The following is a 17,926-nucleotide window of genomic DNA, read 5'->3' as shown; positions in this document are numbered from 1 at the left end:
TGCTATTGCTACCATTACACCGAATGTCAGTAGGGAGAGCGTCGAGCAGAAGAAGATTCTTTGAGGGTACACTAATTTGAAGGTCAGGCCCGCAATAATTCCCCCTAGTGCGGTAGAGCTAACGATGACTCCAAATGCGTATGCATCAAGACCTATGTTTTTTATGTGTAGACTCAGTAGCGAATCATAGCAACCCAGTACGGCAGATTGGATTAAAGCACACATAAAGAATAGTTGTGTTGATGGGCCTGTTTTTAATAATACTTTTTAGGGCTTTTAAACTTCCAAAGGATCGTTTCTCAGTTTCGTGTATCTTCGTCTGCCGGCTATTTATAGAAAGAAGAATTACGCAAAATATCCCGAGCAGTGAAAAAAAAGCAGAAATCAAAAAGCCGTACGTCTTGTCTGACATGCTTGCAATAACACCCGCTGCAAAAGGTGAGCAGACTTTAATAAACTGATCCATTACCGTAATCAGTGAAATATTGCTGACCAGATCTTTATTTTTAAGCAACTTTCTCGTCAGGATTATTTCTGCTGCACCAGAGCCAAGGTTAGATATTCCCTTAAGGCAGACTAATGTTAAGAAAATAGATTCAGAGTCCGCTCCAAATAAAAGGCAGGCCACGATAAGTCTAAGGGTGAAGCTTACTAATAAAAATTTTACAGGGCTAGTATGGTCTGCTAGTGTACCGATTAACGGCCCCAGGAAAAGTGTTGGTATTCCGTATAGTGCCGCCGCATAACCCAAAGTTTGTGGAGATGCTTCATATCCAAATGTAAGTACAGTGAAGATTAAAATGAAGTCTACCCAAAGTGTTACAGAGCTACTAAATCGTATTCCACATAGATATCCATACCCGTTCACCGCAGGAACATTCACTGCGCTATCCCCTTGGCTCGGTACATAACGTTATCTACAACAAATGTAGATATAAGATTGGTTGAACAAAATAACTCAAGATCTGAAAGTGTGTTGATGAATCCTTTGCCTTTTAGGTTTAATGAGGTGTTGCAAAGAACACTGACTCCCGATTGTTTTTTGAATTCCAGTAATAGCTTATACATTGGTATGTTGTCTTGATGGCTGACCGTCTGAACTCTTGCTGTTCCATCAATGTGAGTGATTGCTTTGAGTCGATTGTCAATTACATGATGGAACGACAGCATGAATTTACTTTGAGCACAGTTTTCAAAATACAGCCGGGCATCTTCTTCTATGCAGATAGGGGCTATTGGGCGATAGTGTTCTCTTTTTTTTATGGAATTTAATTTTTCTGTGGTGCTCACAGAAAATGGTGCCGCTATAATTGATCGATTACCAAGGGCCCTAGGTCCTATCTCACAATTTCCCTGAACCCAACAAATAATCTCACCAGCCAGAAGCGCTTCGCACACATGTTCAAGTACCAATGGGCTGGGTGAAAATGAAGACTTCTCTCCTTGGTTGAAAATAAAAGGTTGTCCTGAATATACCGACCATTCAAGTTTGGCTTTACCAGTTAATAAATTTTGTGCAACGGCGCTTGCCCCGATACCGACGCCTGTATCATTTGTGCAAGGTGGAATAAAGACCTCTTCGAACAATCCAGAGGTTTCCCATTTTTTGTTCCATTCACAGTTCAAACCACAACCGCCGGCGATTAAGAGTGGAGCTTTTTCGGTAACTTTTGTACTAATGAAGTCATAGAATTCATTAAAAAGTCTATCTGACAATTTTCTTGCTAAGTTGCAAAACTTCAGAGAGTTTACACCTATGTTGTAATAGCCGCTATCCATCAGGTCGAGTTTGTCAAGTGTGTCTATTGCTGATTCGCAGTTTATTATGTAGTCAATAACTTTTGACTCGAACGTGTCCGGCTCACCGCCTGATCCAAAGGCAGCCAATGCCATCATTTTTCCTGCGTCGCCAAGTCTGCAGTAACCTTTTTTTAGATTAAAAGTTGGATCGGCTACGCCATAGGCAAACGCATAGCGAAGACCGGGTCCTTGCATAACATTACCTAAAAGTTGAATTGTCATGTTTGGACTGATTTTATAAAAATTGCCTATAAAACCTTCCCAAAGTAAAACATAGCAGGATTTTTTATCCGCATAGGGAGATAGTGCGTACGAGGCGAATATGTGGGAGATTTCATGGCTGCAGTTAATCCACGCAATATTTTTTCCTCCAAAATTGCAGATGTTTTGTTCGATGTTAAGGCCAAGATACCCGCCTTCAGTTGGGGGATTTCTGGGGTCCATACCTTCAGCCCATCCACTTACAGCGATTGCGTCCAGATTCTCAAAGTTTTGAACGGCGTGAATTATTGCTGCACTCAGGGAAAGAGGGGCGTATCTATTGCCGCTATTTTTTTTCGCTTCATAACTGAAAACCAATTTTCCATTTTCAATAAGACATACGTGGCCGTCATGACCAGTATTAATGCCTAGTATTTTCATCGTTATTTCCTTATGGGTTTCAACCAAAACAGGTACATTTCGCTGAAAAAGTTTGGGTTAAAGCTTTCGAACAATTCCCAAGCGGAAAAAAGAAAATTCATGTTCGAATGTTCATTAAATTTTCTAAATTCAGGAGACTTTTTTTGTCCTCCTTTTTCAAATCCTGCAAATTCACAATTTAAGATTCGTATGAGTGAGTGGATGTCATGGGTTGTGAACGTTTTTTCTAGAGGGTTGAAAAGTAAGTCCATACACCCACTTCTGCTGAAGAAGTCTCGTGAGTTAACTATTTCATTTGTTCTTTTGTATTTGTAGTTCTGAATTGCCAGGTTCCGTATGCTTTCTAAATTTCTTGACATGTAGAGGATGTTGTTTTCAGACGCAAGGCTAGCCAAGTCTGCTATAGGAGTTCGAGCGTGTGTGCTATACAGTCCTATTTTAGCAATACCACCATCTTCGAGGGCGGAGAGAATCACTTGGCAACCCTTAAAAGCATCTTGCAAGTGATGCAATACTCCAATGCACTCAATAAGACTGAAGTTCATATTTAAAGAGGGGATGTTGTTTAGGTCGCCGCGGATGAACTCCAGGTTTTGTATTTTGTATTCGTCTCTCTTGTTTTTGGCATATTGCAAACTCGTTTGACTAATATCCAGTCCTGTAACTTTTGCGTGTGGGTAAGTTAAGGCGAGTTGAATTGCATGCCGCCCTGTACCGCATCCCGCGACTAATATGTTGTTGTTTGGAGGTGCTTGTTTTAAGCCTAACTTTTTGAAAAGTTCACCAAGTGTCGATTGGGAATGTTTTGGTTTGGAAGTCCACGTTGGATATGGATTTGATTCATAAAAATTCTGGATAAGTATTTTGCTTTTCAAGAGAGCGAGCGATGTAATTTCGTTGTTTTGCTTCTTAGGGATTTGCCAGTCAAAATTGTTTGGGCTGTTTGATAATTTTGTGATGTCCGATTCTGAGTAGGATTCTAATATTAATCGTGCGTCAATTTGTATTGTTCGCGACTCTTTTGGGATTTTTGCTTTTAATTGTTCAATGTTTGACAGTTCTTCTTTATCAACAAGGTAGATAAAGTCATTTAGCTTACATTGTTTTTTTAAGGCAGCAAGGAACGCTTGGTGTGTTGTGTTGTAGCTGTTGTTGAGTATGGATGCTATTAGTTTTTTTCTAATGGCTATAATGGCTTTTTCTATGATGTGGTTAGAAATTAGGCTATTGCTCAGAAGTTTTAGTGCGACCTGCTCTGATTCGATAATCTCCAGCACAAGTGCGGGGTAGTCTTCTTTCGTATAATTCGTCTTAGTAAGTTTAAGTGCGAGCTGTGAAAAGTACACATCGGCTAGCGCGTCATTATCTATCCCTTCAGTATTGAAAAGTACCGATAGGCTGGCAAATATTGCGGCATCGAATGAAGTAAGGTGGACTGATTGAAGTAAATCAAGATAGCTAAAGGCAATAGTGCCTTCTGTGAAGCCCTCTATTTTTATGGCTGATTGGTAAGTCCAGAGTGCTGCATTGATTTTCCCATTTTTTTCTTGAATAGATGCTAAGTTTTGATGGAATTTAAGCTTGTCCGCTGCAGGGGTGTCTGGTAAGTCACAAGCAAGATTATAGAGATACTCTGCTTTCTTTTCCTCGCCCAACTCCTCGGATAAAGCTGCCAAATTGTTCAGCGCTTTTGCGTTGTTTGAATTGTTTTTTATACTGATTTCGTATAGTCGCGCTGCCTCTTGGAAGTCGTTGTTCTTGAAGCAGTGATCAGCCATTTTTCTGGTTTGCTCCGAGTACTCTTTTTTTCTCATTGTGTCATCGTGCATGTGAGTACCTATGGGCAGTTTTTATTTTATGTTATTGTTGTCTTCAACAGTTTTACGACTCCGGGACTAAGTGGGTCTTGCAGGCCATGTCCTCCTGCTAAAACAAACAACGAGTGCTCTTTGAAGCCATCAATCTTGATAAGTTTGTTTAGTAGGTCGTCTATAAAATATCCAGTTAGCCAAGTGTTAAGATTATGAGCTGTAGCTACGAGGTTGAATGTCTGAGACAAATGTCCAACATCCATTAAAGCCGTTCGGTAGGCGCGGGAATGTGGGTATTTCCACCAGAGCTTATCAAAGCGCGAGGTCATTACTATTAGAAAGCCTGCATCCACTGCAAAGCTTTGATGGCATAAAATTTGTGATAAGTCGGCCTTTATTCCACTATCCAATTTTGTTAATACATGTTGGTGGGACCTATAGTGATAGATGCCTCGCTCTAGGTTGCTAATATTTAAAGCAACCAAGTAGGCCTCGGTCGCTTGTAGGCACCCCGCACTCGGTGAAGACCTACGATAACCAACGGTCAAGATGCCGCGCTCTGCGAGATTTTTTTTATGCGAATCCCCGTGGACTTTTCCGAATGTGGTAAATAATATGTTAGCTACAGTTTCTAGCGGGACAGGCTCCCCATTGAAATTTCGGCTTGTAATCCTCTCCCATAACGCTTTTTTCAAGCTATAAGAGTCAATGGCGTTGCTATTCCAAGAAGGGAGTTTTACTAATTCTCCTTCTCGCTCAATATCGAGGTTCGGAGCGCTTTCGGCGATGCTTTCGCAAAAGCTCACATATCCTGTCTCTTTATTTTCTTCCGTGTTTGCCAAGTCGCTCGGAAAGTTGTGTTTGCTTCCAAGGTGAAATATTTTTGAAACAAGGTCCCAACCCCAAGGGCCATTTAATTTTTGTTTTTTTTGATGCAGTTCAGCTTCTTTGCCAATTAGTAATAATCCTGCTTCAATAAGTATTCCATCCTCGGGCTTCGAAATGTACGGCATGCCAAGCGATTCATTGAGTTCGAAAATTCTATCAAGGTAGCGTCGATCGAATATTTCGTACTGTTCACCTGTTTCCAGGTTCCATAATCCGAAGATTCCTTCGTTTAAGGTTATTGTTAGGTTTTCATTGACAGTGAACTCGTTCATCTTCTCATGCTCCGCGAAAGTTATGCCGAGAGAGCGTGATGACCCCCTCGGCATTGGCCGAAATTAATTGACCAGTTTTGATTTCGATTTCGCAGGCGTAATTAGAATGTTGTAAGCGTTGTTGGAAAGAGCAGTAAGTCGAGTTTGCAGATTTGCTTTGCGCATAATAAGAATCTCTTAGTTTGTTTGTGGTGAAGTCATTTGACTTCATTTGCGAAGCTAATCGCCTTGTAGTTGCTAGTCAATAATTCGACTTGTAGGAGGGTTCGGGTTTAATGGGTTAGTAGGTCCTACGATAAACTCCTACTTGCGGCTATTTTTCTCAAGGTAATCAAATTATTGCAGATACACCCTTCAACCTTATTAGTTCTGAGGTATTTTGAAAAAGCCTTAATCGGTAGTATTTAGTTACATAGCAGGCCCGTTGGGGCGTCTGCCAGTTCCAGAAAAATAGTGGCCAAACAAAGAAGAGAAGAAGGATTCTGCTCGTGAATGCCAGAACCTCACGCCGCACCAGATGAAAACCATCATCACCCGCGCCGGCGCCGGTTCCAAAGTGGTGTGCCTAGGCAACCTGGCACAGATCGACACCCCTTACCTGTCCGCGACCAGTTCCGGGCTGACGTACCTGACAGAACGCTTCAAGGATTTCCCCAACGGTGTCCACATCACCCTGCAAGGGGTGCCACGTTCGATTCTGGCTGAATACGCTGAATCGCATTTGTAATCCTCACCAAAACCGGGCGGCCCAACAGCTGCCCGGTTTTTTTATGCCCGACGAATAACCCTGTGGGAGCGGGCTTGCTCGCGAAAGCGGTGTATCAGTCGACATAAATAGCGACTGTCAGACCGCTTTCGCGAGCAAGCCCGCTCCCACATTGGGTTGTGGTGATTGGATAATCTAGCGTGCGGAAATTTGACCCACAGGTTTACAATCGAGGCTCCTGATAAGGAGTAACCCTGTGCTGACTCATCTCGATTCCCAAGGTCGCGCCAACATGGTCGACGTCACTGAAAAAGCCGTGACGTTCCGTGAAGCAACGGCCCAGGCGCTGGTGCGCATGCTGCCCGAAACCCTGCAGATGATCGTCAGCGGCGGTCACCCCAAGGGTGATGTGTTCGCCGTGGCGCGTATCGCGGGCATTCAGGCGGCGAAGAAAACCAGTGATCTGATTCCCCTGTGCCATCCGTTGATGCTCACCGGCGTCAAGGTCGAACTCAGTGCCGAAGGCGACGACACCGTGCGCATCGTCGCGCGCTGCAAGCTGTCCGGGCAGACCGGTGTAGAGATGGAAGCGCTGACCGCGGCCAGCGTCGCGGCACTGACCATCTATGACATGTGCAAGGCCGTTGACCGTGGCATGACCATCGAAAGCGTGCGATTGCTGGAGAAACTCGGCGGCAAGAGCGGTCACTTCCAGGCGGATCAGCCATGAACGTCACCGTTAGGTTTTTTGCCCGTTACCGTGAAGCGCTCGGTGTGGATTCGGTGAAGGTCGAAGGCGATTTCGCCACCGTCGACGATGTACGGGCGCTGCTGGCCCGGCGCGACGGTGCCGAGGTGCTGAGCGAACAGAACCTGATGTGCGCCCGCAATGAAGACCTGTGCCAGCTCGACGAGCCGGTGAGCGATGGCGATGAAGTGGCGTTTTTTCCGACCGTGACCGGAGGCTGAGCCATGGCCATTCGTGTGCAGGCCACGGCGTTCGATCCGGGTGCTGAAGTCAACGCCATGCATGCCGCCAATGTGGGCGTCGGTGCGGTGGTGAGTTTTGTCGGCTACGTGCGCGACTTCAATGACGGACTCGACGTCGCCGGGATGTTTCTCGAGCACTATCCGGGCATGACCGAAAAAGCCCTCGGCAAGATCGCCACCGAGGCCGAACAGCGCTGGCCGCTGCTCAAGCTTGAAGTGCTGCACCGCATCGGCGCCCTGGAACCGGGCGAACCGATCGTCTTCGTCGGCGCTGCCAGCGCCCATCGCCAGGCAGCGTTCGATGCCTGCGCTTTCGTCATGGACTACCTGAAAACCCGCGCGCCGTTCTGGAAGAAAGAAAACACCCGTGACGGGCCGCGATGGGTGGAAGGGCGTGACAGCGATCATGCGGCGGCGGATCGCTGGAAGCAGTAAACAGCCTGGTATTTCTTGGTTGGCTGTTCTGACGCCTTCGCAAGCAAGCCCGCTCCCACATTGGATCTGCGCCGTATGGAGATCCAATGTGGGAGCGGGCTTGCTCGCGAAGAGGCTATTTGCATCACTTGATTTCCCACTGACTCACCTCCCGACCACCGGCCGGCACATCTTCATGCGCCCCGATTGACGGACAATACATAAAAGTCCATTATGGAATTATAAGTACAAAAAAGGTATTCCTCCGTTTCAGCTCTTTCTTCTGTCTTGCCAAACCAACAACAACCCGCGAGAGAACGAACATGAAGAAATTCCCCCTTATTACCGGTCTGGCTCTGAGTCTGTTGGCGTGCAGCAGTCTCTTCGCCGCCGATAAAACCCTGCGCATTGGTATTGAAGCGGCGTATCCGCCATTCGCGTCCAAAACCGACAAAGGCGAAATTGTCGGTTTCGACTATGACATCGGCAATGCCCTGTGCGCGCAGATGAAGGTCAAGTGCGTGTGGGTCGAAGGCGAGTTCGACGGTCTGATTCCTTCCCTGAAAGTGAAGAAAATCGACATGGCGCTGTCGTCCATGACCATCAACGAAGACCGCAAGAAGTCGGTGGACTTCACTCACAAGTATTACTTCACGTCTTCGCGTCTGGTGATGAAAGAAGGCGCGACCGTGGATGACCAGTACGCCAGCCTCAAGGGCAAGACTGTCGGCGTGCAGCGCGCAACCACCACCGACCGTTACGCCACCGAGGTGTTCGAACCGAAGGGCATCAACGTCAAACGTTACGGCAACAACGAAGAGATCTACATGGACCTGGCAGCCGGTCGCCTCGATGCGATTTTTGCCGACACCATCCCCCTCAATGACTTCCTGACGATGCCGCGCGGCAAAGGCTACGCGTTTGTCGGGCCGGAGTTGAAGGACCCGAAATATGTGGGCGAGGGTGCCGGGATTGCGGTGCGCAAGGGCAATACCGAATTGGTTTCCGAGCTGAACACAGCCATCGACGGCATTCGCGCCAGTGGCGAATACCAGAAGATTTCGGAGAAGTATTTCAAGTCGGATATCTACGGCGACTGATCAACCGCCTTCGCGAGCAAGCCCGCTCCCACATTGGTCCTGCGAACACAGGCTCATTGTGGGAGCGGGCTTGCTCGCGAAGAGGCCCGATCAAACAACACACATCTCAAGGCTCAGCCCTTCAATTCCTTCAAATGCTTGTAAACAGTCGCCCGTCCCATGTTCAGCACATTGGCCACATAGTTGGAGGCGCTTTTGCCCTTGAAGGCACCTTCGGCATGCAGGGCCAGCACCAGTTCGCGTTTGTGGTCGCGGGTCAGCAGGTTCAGGCTCAGTTGACGCTCGCGTAGCCAGGCGTGGAGGAAGGTATTGATCCGCTCCTGCCAGTCATCGCGGAACAGTGAATCCGGTTGCGGGATGACTTTGGTCGGCGACAGGAACAAGTCCAGCGCAGCCTTGGCATTCTCGAACAGCGAAATATTCAGATTGATACACAGCACCGCCAGTGGATGACCTTCGCTGTCGCGCAGCACACTGCTCAGGCTGCGAATCTTCTGACCATCCCAATTGAGCTTTTCGTACGGCCCGATATTTCGTTCGCTGACATCGTCGCTGAGCATGTCCTCCAGCGCCGAGTCGTCACCGATTTCTCGCTTGGACAGGTTGTTGGCGATGTAATCGACTTTCTGCGTGCGCAGGTCGTGCAGCACCACCTCGGCATGGGGGAAGAACAACGTGGCGATCGCATCGGCGATGGCTCGGTAGTTGTCCAGGGAAGCGTTATCCAGGGCCGGGTCTTTTTTTTCAGGTGCGTTCATAAGGTGGAGCTCCAGGCAGCATCAGCGCCCCGTCAGAAAAGGGCGCTGGAAGTTTGCCGTAATCGTGTCGACACGTCACCTGAGGCCGAGCATCAGGTCAAGCGAGCGGGGGAGAGCATCCCGGCGTTTAGACCGAAGCGGGTGAGCTGTTCGGGCAAGGCTTCACCGCGTACCAGTGCGGCGCTCGCCTGGCCCATGGCTGGCGAGGTCTGAATGCCGTAGCCGCCTTGTGCCGCGACCCAGAACAGCCCAGGCACCTGCGAATCGAAACCGGACAGCAAATCACCGTCGTGCACAAAGCTGCGCAGTCCGGCCCAGGTTCGGGCCGGGCGGCGGATGGTCAGGGTGGTGGCTTCTTCGATCTGATAGATGCCCATCGCAATGTCCAGCTCTTCGGGCTGCACGTCGTGGGGTTCCACTGGGTCCGCATTGGCCGGTGAGCCGAGGAACATTCCGGCATCGGGCTTCATGTAGAAGGATTCGTCGAGGCTGACTAGCATTGGCCAATGGTGAATGTCTACACCCTCAGGGCCGGCGAAGATGAACGCCGCGCGCCGCTTGGGCTGCAGGCCCAATGGCTTGGCGCCGGCCAGCTCGCCGATTTTGTCGGCCCAGGCGCCGGCGGCATTAAGGATAATCGGCGCGCTGAAGGTCTGACCGTTGGTTTGTACTTGCCATACACCTTCGGCATCGCGTGTCAGGCCGAGGACTTCATGGTCGGTATGCACTTCGCCTTTATTGCGGCGGATGCCGCGCAGATAGCCCTGATGCAGGGCATCGGTGTCGATGTCGCTGGCGGTTGGGTCGTAGATCGCGCCGTGGACTTTTTCCCGACGCAGAATCGGCAGGCGCGCGCAGGCTTCATCCGCGGTGAGCAGTTGCATCTCCGGCACTGTGGCTTTGGCGCTCAGGTACTGATTGTTCAGTTCGGCCGGATCGCCAGTGAAATCCACGGTCATTTCGCCGCGCGGGGTCAGCAGCGGGTGTTCGCAGAAACCGGCCGGAGGGGCGTCGAAGAAGTCGCGGCTGGCCTGGGTCAGCGCCCGGACCTGCGGTGTGCCATAGGCGGCGGTGAACAATGCGGCCGAACGTCCCGTGGAGTGATAGGCCGGATGGGATTCGCGTTCGAGCACGATGACCCGGGCGTGCTGCGACAACCAGAAACCGGTGGAAGCGCCGGCAATCCCGCCGCCGATAATGATGAAATCTGCCTGGCTCATGAACGTCTCCTGTGGTGCGCATTTCCAGATTTTGTAGATGTCCCTTGTGGGAGCGGGCTTGCTCACGAATGGGATTTCACATTCAACAATGAGGTTGATTGCCAGTCCGCTTTCGCGAGCAAGCCCGCTCCCACAGGGATCGAGGTGTTAGGGCTGCAAGCGATACAGGGCATTGGCCAGCGCGATGTCTTCCAGGCCCAGGCCGATCGAGCGGAAGAACACATGACGGTCGTAGGCGGGGCGCTGCACCTTTTCGCTGAGTAAATCAGGCAGGTCGCCGATGATCGCGCTTTTGTCCCAACCATGCTGTTCACCGGCAAGCAGCATTTCGCCCGCCGAGCCCGGGGTGGTCAGACGATAGTCGCAGAACACCTGCATGTCATTGAGGCTCTGCGGCGGCACTTCGTGGGCACGCGGCGCATTGGTGCTGATGGAGGTGATCAGCGCCGGTTTGCTCAAACTGGACGGGTCGATCACCGGACCTGCGGACGAGGTGCAGAGCATGATCACGTCGGCGTCGTGGACGGCTGCTTCGCGACTGTCCGCGATAGTCAGGCGTGGGTGGAGGTTTTTGAGCTGTGCCAGTTCCTCGGGATTCTTTTCGCTCAGGCTTGGCGAATAGAGGCTGATGCTTTCCCAGTCTCGCAAATCCTTGACGTAATGCAGGTGCGCCTGGGCGACCTTGCCGCTACCAATGATTGCCAAACGCCGGGCTTCCAGCGGGGCGAGGGCATCGACCGCCACCGCTGTCGTGGCTGCGGTGCGCGCCGTGGTCAGTTCCCCGGCGTCGCAGAGCAACAGTGGCTGGCCTGTTTGCATCGACATCAACAGCGTCCACGCCGTGACCAGTGGGCCTTGCTCGCGCACGATGTAAGGCGAAGTCTTGACCCCATAGACGCCATCTTCGGCCAACACTCCCAGGTAGTTGATGAAGTCACCGGCACCCTGTGGGAATTCCACCAGTTGCTGCGCCGGTTGCACCGCTTGCCCGGCGGCCAGGTCACGAAACAGTTTGCGCAGGATCTGCGGCACGTCGACCTGCGCCAGCAGTTCGCGGGCCTGGGGTTGGGTGATCACATAAGGCGTACTGGACATGGTCGGCTCCGGGAGCTGGAAGTAAACTAATTTGTCCATTATGGACTTTTAGTTGTCTCCCGCAATATCCGGGCGAAAAAAAAGCGCAGTCCGTTTCCGGCTGCGCCTCTTTCCATGCGGCCCGTGTTACGGGCGCTTGCGCTCAACCGCCCGCAGTAGATGCGTCGGTGGCGTTTCACAGCTGATCTTGCGACCCAGCAGCGCCTCGATGGACGGTAGCTGGTAGGAATCGTCTTCGCCGGCAAAGCTGATGGACACACCATCGGCACCGGCACGACCGGTCCGACCGATGCGATGCACGTAATCGTCCGGGACTTCCGGCAGGGTGAAGTTGATCACGTGGCTGATGCCGTCGATGTGGATGCCGCGACCCGCAACGTCGGTGGCGACCAGTACGCGAATCTTGCCTTCGCGGAAACCTTCCAGGGTCTTGATGCGCTTGTGCTGTGGCACATCGCCGGACAGCTGCGCAGCGTTGACGCCATCGCGTACCAGGCGTTCTTCGATACGCCGCACTTCATCCTTGCGGTTGGCAAACACCATCACCCGCTCCCAACCGTTGTCGTTGACCAAGTTGTAGAGCAGTTTGTATTTGTCGGCACCGGCCACGGCGTAGATGTGCTGCTCGACGTTTTCGCTGGCCACGTTCTGCGACTCGATCTCGACGATCGACGGGTCGGTGGTCCATTGCTTGGCCAGGTTCATCACGTCTTCGGTGAAGGTCGCGGAGAACAGCAGCGTCTGACGCTCGTTCTTAGGTGGGGTCTGGCGAATGATCTGACGCACTTGTGGGATGAAACCCATGTCGAGCATGCGGTCGGCTTCGTCCAGGACCATGACTTCGACCATGTCCAGATGCACATCGCCACGCTGGTTGAAATCCAGCAAGCGGCCCGGGGTGGCTACGAGAATGTCGCAGTGACGGGCTTCGAGGTGCTTGAGCTGCTTGTCAAAGTCCATACCGCCCACAAACGTCATGACGTTGAGGCCGGTGTACTTGGTCAGGTCGGCTGCGTCCTTGGCGATCTGCACCACGAGTTCACGGGTTGGTGCAATGATCAGCGCCCGCGGCTCACCCATGTAACGCTCTTTCGGTGGCGGGGTTTGCAGCAGTTGGGTGATGATCGAAATCAGGAATGCAGCGGTTTTGCCGGTGCCGGTCTGGGCGCGACCGATGGCGTCTTTGCCCGCGAGGGTGAAGCCCAGCACCTGGGCCTGGATCGGCGTGCAATACGGGAAGCCCAGGTCCTGGATGGCGTGCATCAGTTCAGGGGCAAGCTTGAAATCGTGGAAGCGGGTTTTGCCTTCCAGGGGTTCGACGGCGAAGTCTTCGAGTTTCCAAGGAATCACCGGCGCTTTCGGCTTCGGTTCGCGACGCGGTTTTGCTGGTTTCGGAATTTCGCTGAGCGGTTGTTCAGAGGCTTGAGCCTCAACGGGTTGGACGGCCGGGGTGGGCATCGGCTCGTGCTTCGGTACCGCTACGGTTGCGGTCCGGCCAGACTGATTACCGTCGGTGCGGTGGCTGGGAATGTGAGACGGAGCGCTGGAGACTGGCGCGAGTTGCTCAGTCTCGCTTTTACCGAACATTTTCTTGAGTGCTTTGAGCACGGTCATCTCATCAATTGATTAAGGAATATACGCCGGCCAGTGTAATGCAAGAATCGGGCGCGGCGTAGTGGGATGGATCAATGGGCTGCTTTTCGCATAAACCGTTAACGCAAGCGCTCGGCGAGCCAGACGCCAATGTCGCGAATTTCCTCGGGTAACACTTCGTGGCCCATTGGGTATTCCTGCCATGTCACGGTGACACCATGCTGCTTTAAATACTCGTAGGCGGTCCGGCCCATGGAGTTTTGCACCACATCATCGTACTGACCGTGCAGAGACAACACGGGAATGCGCTGTTGGCTGGCGGAAAGCTCCAGTTCATCGCTGAACGTCGGTGCATAAGTAGAGAGGGCAAGTACGCCACCCAACGGCCCCTGCCATTTCAGAAAGGCGGTGTGCAACACCACGGCGCCACCTTGGGAAAAACCGGCCAGAAAAATCCGCGAGGCGTCTATTCCGCCAGCGCGCTGCTCTTCGATCAAATCAAAGACCCTCTGCGCAGACGCTTCCAGCTGCTCGCGGCTGATTGCGCGCGCCGGGCTCATGGCCAATATGTCGTACCAGCTCGGCATCTCGTAGCCACCATTAATAGTGACTGCGCGCGTTGGTGCCTGCGGAAGAACAAAGCGCGTGGTCAGCAGGATTTCCTGCAGCGCTTCGGCCACCGGCAGGAAGTCGTAACGGTCGGCGCCCAGGCCGTGCAGCCAGATAACGCAGGCGTCTGCGGGCTTGACGGGTTGAAGAATCAAGGGCTCGGTCATGGGTGCTCCATATTTGTGCGTGCGCTCTCAATGAGTGCGAGATCTGAGTGCGCGTCTGGTTGATCAGTTAAGAAGATGTCGCAAGGCTACAAGTTTTGCTATTGACCTGTCTCTGAATTGCTTTGGCGAGCGGTCTGGTACGGGCTTTGCTATGGGAAATCGGTGCAACCCATCTCGCGCCTTGCGGTAACACTATCAGTGTACTGCTGGCTGCGGGATAGCAAAGAATCCGGTGATGGATGTTCGCCAGTGGCCGCTACGGGCTTCGCGAACGTGAAAGGGCTACAGCCCGTTCGGCCGATTGGTGAGAAGTGAGTTGTCCATGATGTGGATTTTCTCCTACTAGACTCATAGCGCAGGTCCTACGTCGGTTGACCCTAAAAAAAGCCAACACGGGTCAACTACGCCTCATAAGGGTGCGACTGGACTCAAGCTCCGACACAACAAGAGCAAAACTGGAGGTTTGAATGAAGATGTTGAAATCCACCCTGGCCGTCGTGACTGCAGCCGCAGTGCTTGGCGTCAGTGGGTTCGCTCAGGCGGGTGCAACCCTGGATGCAGTGCAGAAGAAAGGTTTCGTACAGTGCGGTGTAAGTGACGGTCTGCCGGGCTTCTCGGTTCCAGACTCCACTGGCAAGATCATCGGCATCGATGCTGACGTCTGCCGCGCTGTGGCCGCTGCCGTATTCGGCGACGCGACCAAGGTCAAATTCAGCCAGTTGAACGCCAAAGAGCGCTTCACCGCGCTGCAGTCCGGCGAAATCGACGTGCTGTCGCGTAACACCACCTGGACCAGCTCCCGCGATTCGGGCATGGGCCTGGTGTTTGCCGGCGTGACTTACTACGACGGCATCGGCTTCCTGGTGAACAACAAGCTGGGCGTGAAAAGCGCTAAAGAGCTCGACGGCGCGACCATCTGCATTCAAGCCGGTACCACGACCGAGCTGAACGTTTCCGATTACTTCCGCGGTAACGGTCTGAAATACACCCCGATCACCTTCGACACCTCCGATGAAAGCGCCAAGTCGCTGGAATCCGGTCGTTGCGACGTGCTGACTTCCGACAAATCCCAGCTCTACGCACAACGCAGCAAGCTGGCGACCCCGACCGACTACGTCGTTCTGCCGGAAACCATCTCGAAGGAGCCTCTGGGCCCGGTCGTGCGTAAAGGCGACGAAGAGTGGTTCAGCATCGTCAAGTGGACTCTGTTCGCGATGGTCAACGCTGAAGAAATGGGTATCACCCAGAAAAACGTCGAAGCTGAAGCCAAAGCCACCAAGAACCCGGACGTTGCTCGTCTGCTGGGCGCTGACGGTGAATACGGCAAAGACCTGAAAGTGAAGAAGGACTGGGTCGTCCAGATCGTCAAGCAAGTGGGTAACTACGGTGAAGTGTTCGAGAAAAACCTCGGCAAGAGCACTCCACTGGCCATCGACCGCGGGCTGAACGCTCTGTGGAACAACGGCGGCATTCAATACGCACCACCAGTGCGCTGATGGTTCTATCACCCGGTGGGCCAACCGCCGGGTGATGTTCTGTTCCATTATTTGCGGGGCACTTCATGCAAAATTCAATCGGCGCACCAAAGCAGAGGCTCAGCCTCAGCGATCCAAAAGTGCGTGCGTGGCTATTTCAGATCATCACCATTGTGGCGGTGGTCTCGATGGGCTGGTATCTGTTCGATAACACTCAGACCAACCTTCAGCACCGGGGCATTACCTCTGGTTTCAGCTTTCTGGAGCGCAGTGCCGGGTTCGGCATCGCTCAACACCTGATCGACTACACCGAATCGGACAGCTATGCCCGGGTGTTTGTCATCGGCCTGCTCAACACACTGCTGGTGACGTTCATCGGCGTGATCCTGGCGACGATCCTCGGGTTCATCGTTGGTGTGTCACGGCTGTCGAAGAACTGGATCATTGCCAAGCTGGCGACGGTGTATGTGGAAGTTTTCCGTAACATTCCACCACTGCTGCAGATCCTGTTCTGGTACTTCGCGGTATTCCTGACCATGCCGGGGCCGCGCAACAGTCATAACTTCGGCGACACCTTCTTCGTCAGCAGCCGCGGCCTGAACATGCCCGCAGCGTTGGCGGCCGACGGTTTCTGGCCGTTTGTAGTCAGCGTCGTCGTGGCTATCGTCGCCATCGTGCTGATGAGCCGTTGGGCCAACAAACGCTTCGAAGCGACCGGTGTACCGTTCCATAAATTCTGGGTGGGTCTGGCGCTGTTCCTGGTGATCCCTGCGCTGTGCGCATTGATCTTCGGCGCGCCACTGCACTGGGAAATGCCGGAGCTCAAGGGCTTCAACTTCGTTGGTGGCTGGGTGCTGATCCCGGAACTGCTGGCGCTGACCTTGGCCTTGACGGTGTACACCGCGGCGTTCATCGCCGAGATCGTGCGTTCGGGCATCAAGTCGGTCAGCCACGGCCAGACCGAAGCGGCGCACTCGTTGGGTTTGCGCAACGGTCCGACCCTGCGCAAGGTGATCATCCCGCAAGCCCTGCGCGTGATCATTCCACCGCTCACCAGCCAATACCTGAACCTGGCGAAAAACTCCTCGCTGGCGGCCGGTATCGGTTATCCGGAAATGGTCTCGCTGTTTGCCGGTACGGTGCTGAACCAGACCGGGCAGGCGATCGAAGTCATTGCCATCACCATGAGCGTGTACCTGGCGATCAGTATCAGCATTTCCCTGCTGATGAACTGGTACAACAAGCGCATTGCGCTGATCGAGCGGTAAGGAAAAGCGCATGAGTACTCATACTTTCAAACCTGACATGCCACCCCCGAACCGCAGTATCGGTGTCGTGGCGTGGATGCGCGCCAACATGTTCTCCAGCTGGCTCAACACCCTGCTGACCTTGTTTGCGTTCTATCTGATTTACCTGGTGGTCCCGCCGATCCTGGGGTGGGCGATTATCGACGCCAACTGGGTCGGCACCAGCCAGGCCGACTGCACGAAGGAGGGCGCCTGCTGGGTGTTCATCCAGCAGCGCTTCGGCCAGTTCATGTACGGCTACTATCCGGTGGACCTGCGCTGGCGCGTGGACCTGACCGTGTGGCTGGCGGTTATCGGCGTGGCACCGCTGTTCATCTCGCGCTTCCCGCGTAAAGCGGTGTACGGGCTGAGCTTTCTGGTGGTGTATCCGATTGTTGCCTGGTGCCTGCTGCACGGCGGCGTGTTCGGCCTGAGCGCCGTGGCGACAAGTCAGTGGGGCGGCCTGATGCTGACCCTGGTGATCGCCACCGTCGGTATTGCCGGTGCGCTGCCGCTGGGTATTGTCCTGGCATTGGGCCGTCGTTCGAACATGCCGGCGATTCGTGTGGTCTGCGTGACCTTCATCGAATTCTGGCGCGGCGTGCCGTTGATCACGGTGCTGTTCATGTCCTCGGTGATGCTGCCGTTGTTCCTGCCTGAAGGCATGAACTTCGACAAGCTGCTGCGGGCGCTGATCGGCGTGATCCTGTTCCAGTCGGCCTACGTGGCCGAAGTGGTGCGCGGTGGTCTGCAAGCGATTCCCAAAGGTCAGTACGAAGCGGCTGCAGCGATGGGCCTCGGTTACTGGCGCAGCATGGGCCTGGTGATTCTGCCGCAAGCCCTGAAGATGGTAATCCCCGGCATCGTCAACACCTTCATTGCGCTGTTCAAGGACACAAGCCTGGTGATCATCATCGGCCTGTTCGACCTGCTCAACAGCGTCAAGCAAGCCGCCGCCGACCCGAAATGGCTGGGCATGGCCACTGAAGGCTATGTGTTCGCAGCCCTGGTGTTCTGGATTTTCTGTTTTGGTATGTCCCGCTACTCCATGCATTTGGAACGTAAGCTGGACACAGGCCACAAGCGTTAGGAGCGTAATT

General features: G+C 53.0%; 16 protein-coding genes and 1 pseudogene. 8 read left to right on the top strand and 9 right to left on the bottom strand.

Annotated features, from left to right (window positions below):
- Window positions 1-184: 184 nt before the first annotated feature.
- Genes ACA055_RS24450 through ACA055_RS24435 form a run of 4 tightly spaced genes read right to left on the bottom strand, consistent with a single transcriptional unit; the run spans window position 185 to window position 5,413 of the window.
- Window positions 185-883 (bottom strand): MFS transporter, encoded by a 699-nt coding sequence (locus ACA055_RS24450; protein WP_497680959.1) that lies wholly within the window; start codon window positions 881-883, stop codon window positions 185-187.
- Window positions 880-2,442: a carbamoyltransferase C-terminal domain-containing protein gene (locus ACA055_RS24445; protein ID WP_497680958.1), complete on the bottom strand. Its 1,563-nt coding sequence runs from the start codon at window positions 2,440-2,442 to the stop codon at window positions 880-882. The genes ACA055_RS24450 and ACA055_RS24445 overlap by 4 nt, the downstream gene beginning before the upstream one ends.
- 2 nt (window positions 2,443-2,444) lie before the next feature.
- A complete protein-coding gene (locus tag ACA055_RS24440; protein WP_497680957.1) occupies window positions 2,445-4,271 on the bottom strand; it encodes a methyltransferase domain-containing protein in 1,827 nt (608 codons plus the stop codon).
- A gap of 26 nt (window positions 4,272-4,297) precedes the next feature.
- Window positions 4,298-5,413: a SagB/ThcOx family dehydrogenase gene (locus tag ACA055_RS24435; protein WP_497680956.1), complete on the bottom strand. Its 1,116-nt coding sequence runs from the start codon at window positions 5,411-5,413 to the stop codon at window positions 4,298-4,300.
- Between the two features lie 490 nt (window positions 5,414-5,903).
- Here ACA055_RS24435 and ACA055_RS24430 point away from each other — a divergent pair.
- The 5 genes and pseudogenes from ACA055_RS24430 to ACA055_RS24410 form a co-directional block, all read left to right on the top strand.
- Window positions 5,904-6,140: pseudogene (locus ACA055_RS24430) on the top strand (PhoH family protein); the annotation flags it as partial.
- Window positions 6,141-6,375: 235 nt separating this feature from the next.
- Window positions 6,376-6,849 carry a cyclic pyranopterin monophosphate synthase MoaC gene (gene moaC / locus ACA055_RS24425; protein WP_059406245.1) on the top strand — a complete coding sequence of 158 codons (474 nt, stop codon included), beginning with the start codon at window positions 6,376-6,378 and terminating at the stop codon, window positions 6,847-6,849.
- Window positions 6,846-7,088 (top strand): molybdopterin converting factor subunit 1, encoded by a 243-nt coding sequence (gene moaD, locus ACA055_RS24420; protein ID WP_497680955.1) that lies wholly within the window; start codon window positions 6,846-6,848, stop codon window positions 7,086-7,088. The genes moaC and moaD overlap by 4 nt, the downstream gene beginning before the upstream one ends.
- A gap of 3 nt (window positions 7,089-7,091) precedes the next feature.
- Window positions 7,092-7,544, top strand: coding sequence for a molybdopterin synthase catalytic subunit MoaE (gene moaE, locus ACA055_RS24415; RefSeq protein WP_497680954.1), 453 nt, complete (start codon window positions 7,092-7,094; stop codon window positions 7,542-7,544).
- Between the two features lie 302 nt (window positions 7,545-7,846).
- The gene (locus ACA055_RS24410; RefSeq protein ID WP_497680953.1) at window positions 7,847-8,623 is read left to right on the top strand and encodes an ABC transporter substrate-binding protein; all 777 of its coding nucleotides are present in this window, start codon (window positions 7,847-7,849) and stop codon (window positions 8,621-8,623) included.
- A 113-nt stretch (window positions 8,624-8,736) separates the two neighbouring features.
- On the opposite strand, the gene ACA055_RS24405 is transcribed toward ACA055_RS24410, so the two are convergent.
- The 5 genes from ACA055_RS24405 to ACA055_RS24385 form a co-directional block, all read right to left on the bottom strand.
- The gene (locus ACA055_RS24405) at window positions 8,737-9,381 is read right to left on the bottom strand and encodes a helix-turn-helix transcriptional regulator (RefSeq protein WP_497680952.1); all 645 of its coding nucleotides are present in this window, start codon (window positions 9,379-9,381) and stop codon (window positions 8,737-8,739) included.
- A gap of 92 nt (window positions 9,382-9,473) precedes the next feature.
- Window positions 9,474-10,601 (bottom strand): NAD(P)/FAD-dependent oxidoreductase, encoded by a 1,128-nt coding sequence (locus ACA055_RS24400; RefSeq protein ID WP_497680951.1) that lies wholly within the window; start codon window positions 10,599-10,601, stop codon window positions 9,474-9,476.
- 147 nt (window positions 10,602-10,748) lie between these two features.
- Window positions 10,749-11,696, bottom strand: a complete 948-nt coding sequence (locus ACA055_RS24395) for an ornithine cyclodeaminase family protein (protein ID WP_497680950.1) — start codon at window positions 11,694-11,696, stop codon at window positions 10,749-10,751.
- Window positions 11,697-11,822: 126 nt separating this feature from the next.
- Complete coding sequence (gene rhlB, locus ACA055_RS24390; protein WP_497680949.1) at window positions 11,823-13,310, bottom strand: ATP-dependent RNA helicase RhlB; 1,488 nt, start codon at window positions 13,308-13,310, stop codon at window positions 11,823-11,825.
- 98 nt (window positions 13,311-13,408) lie between these two features.
- On the bottom strand, window positions 13,409-14,065 hold the full coding sequence (locus ACA055_RS24385) for an alpha/beta hydrolase (RefSeq protein ID WP_497680948.1): 657 nt from the start codon (window positions 14,063-14,065) through the stop codon (window positions 13,409-13,411).
- Between the two features lie 467 nt (window positions 14,066-14,532).
- Here ACA055_RS24385 and ACA055_RS24380 point away from each other — a divergent pair, with 467 nt between their 5' ends.
- From ACA055_RS24380 to ACA055_RS24370, 3 genes are all read left to right on the top strand, one after another.
- Complete coding sequence (locus tag ACA055_RS24380) at window positions 14,533-15,561, top strand: amino acid ABC transporter substrate-binding protein (RefSeq protein WP_497680947.1); 1,029 nt, start codon at window positions 14,533-14,535, stop codon at window positions 15,559-15,561.
- Window positions 15,562-15,626: 65 nt separating this feature from the next.
- Entirely contained in the window at window positions 15,627-16,808 is a 1,182-nt protein-coding gene (locus ACA055_RS24375; protein WP_497680946.1) for an amino acid ABC transporter permease, read from the top strand.
- A gap of 10 nt (window positions 16,809-16,818) precedes the next feature.
- Window positions 16,819-17,916, top strand: a complete 1,098-nt coding sequence (locus ACA055_RS24370) for an amino acid ABC transporter permease (RefSeq protein ID WP_497680945.1) — start codon at window positions 16,819-16,821, stop codon at window positions 17,914-17,916.
- The last annotated feature ends 10 nt before the right edge of the window (window positions 17,917-17,926 follow it).

It is taken from the genome of Pseudomonas sp. LBUM1657 (assembly GCF_059716075.1).
The sequence above is the reverse complement of the archived record's forward strand: the minus strand, read 5'-3'. Positions and strand labels throughout refer to the sequence as shown.

Bases quoted from the DNA above. Each gene is read 5' to 3' on its own strand.
- ACA055_RS24445 (WP_497680958.1), bottom strand. From the start codon at position 2,442: ATGAAAATACTAGGCATTAATACTGGTCATGACGGCCACGTATGTCTT.
- ACA055_RS24440 (WP_497680957.1), bottom strand. From the start codon at position 4,271: ATGCACGATGACACAATGAGAAAAAAAGAGTACTCGGAGCAAACCAGA.
- ACA055_RS24435 (WP_497680956.1), bottom strand. From the start codon at position 5,413: ATGAACGAGTTCACTGTCAATGAAAACCTAACAATAACCTTAAACGAA.
- moaD (WP_497680955.1), top strand. From the start codon at position 6,846: ATGAACGTCACCGTTAGGTTTTTTGCCCGTTACCGTGAAGCGCTCGGT.
- moaE (WP_497680954.1), top strand. From the start codon at position 7,092: ATGGCCATTCGTGTGCAGGCCACGGCGTTCGATCCGGGTGCTGAAGTC.
- ACA055_RS24410 (WP_497680953.1), top strand. From the start codon at position 7,847: ATGAAGAAATTCCCCCTTATTACCGGTCTGGCTCTGAGTCTGTTGGCG.
- ACA055_RS24405 (WP_497680952.1), bottom strand. From the start codon at position 9,381: ATGAACGCACCTGAAAAAAAAGACCCGGCCCTGGATAACGCTTCCCTG.
- ACA055_RS24400 (WP_497680951.1), bottom strand. From the start codon at position 10,601: ATGAGCCAGGCAGATTTCATCATTATCGGCGGCGGGATTGCCGGCGCT.
- ACA055_RS24395 (WP_497680950.1), bottom strand. From the start codon at position 11,696: ATGTCCAGTACGCCTTATGTGATCACCCAACCCCAGGCCCGCGAACTG.
- rhlB (WP_497680949.1), bottom strand. From the start codon at position 13,310: ATGACCGTGCTCAAAGCACTCAAGAAAATGTTCGGTAAAAGCGAGACT.
- ACA055_RS24385 (WP_497680948.1), bottom strand. From the start codon at position 14,065: ATGACCGAGCCCTTGATTCTTCAACCCGTCAAGCCCGCAGACGCCTGC.
- ACA055_RS24380 (WP_497680947.1), top strand. From the start codon at position 14,533: ATGAAGATGTTGAAATCCACCCTGGCCGTCGTGACTGCAGCCGCAGTG.
- ACA055_RS24375 (WP_497680946.1), top strand. From the start codon at position 15,627: ATGCAAAATTCAATCGGCGCACCAAAGCAGAGGCTCAGCCTCAGCGAT.
- ACA055_RS24370 (WP_497680945.1), top strand. From the start codon at position 16,819: ATGAGTACTCATACTTTCAAACCTGACATGCCACCCCCGAACCGCAGT.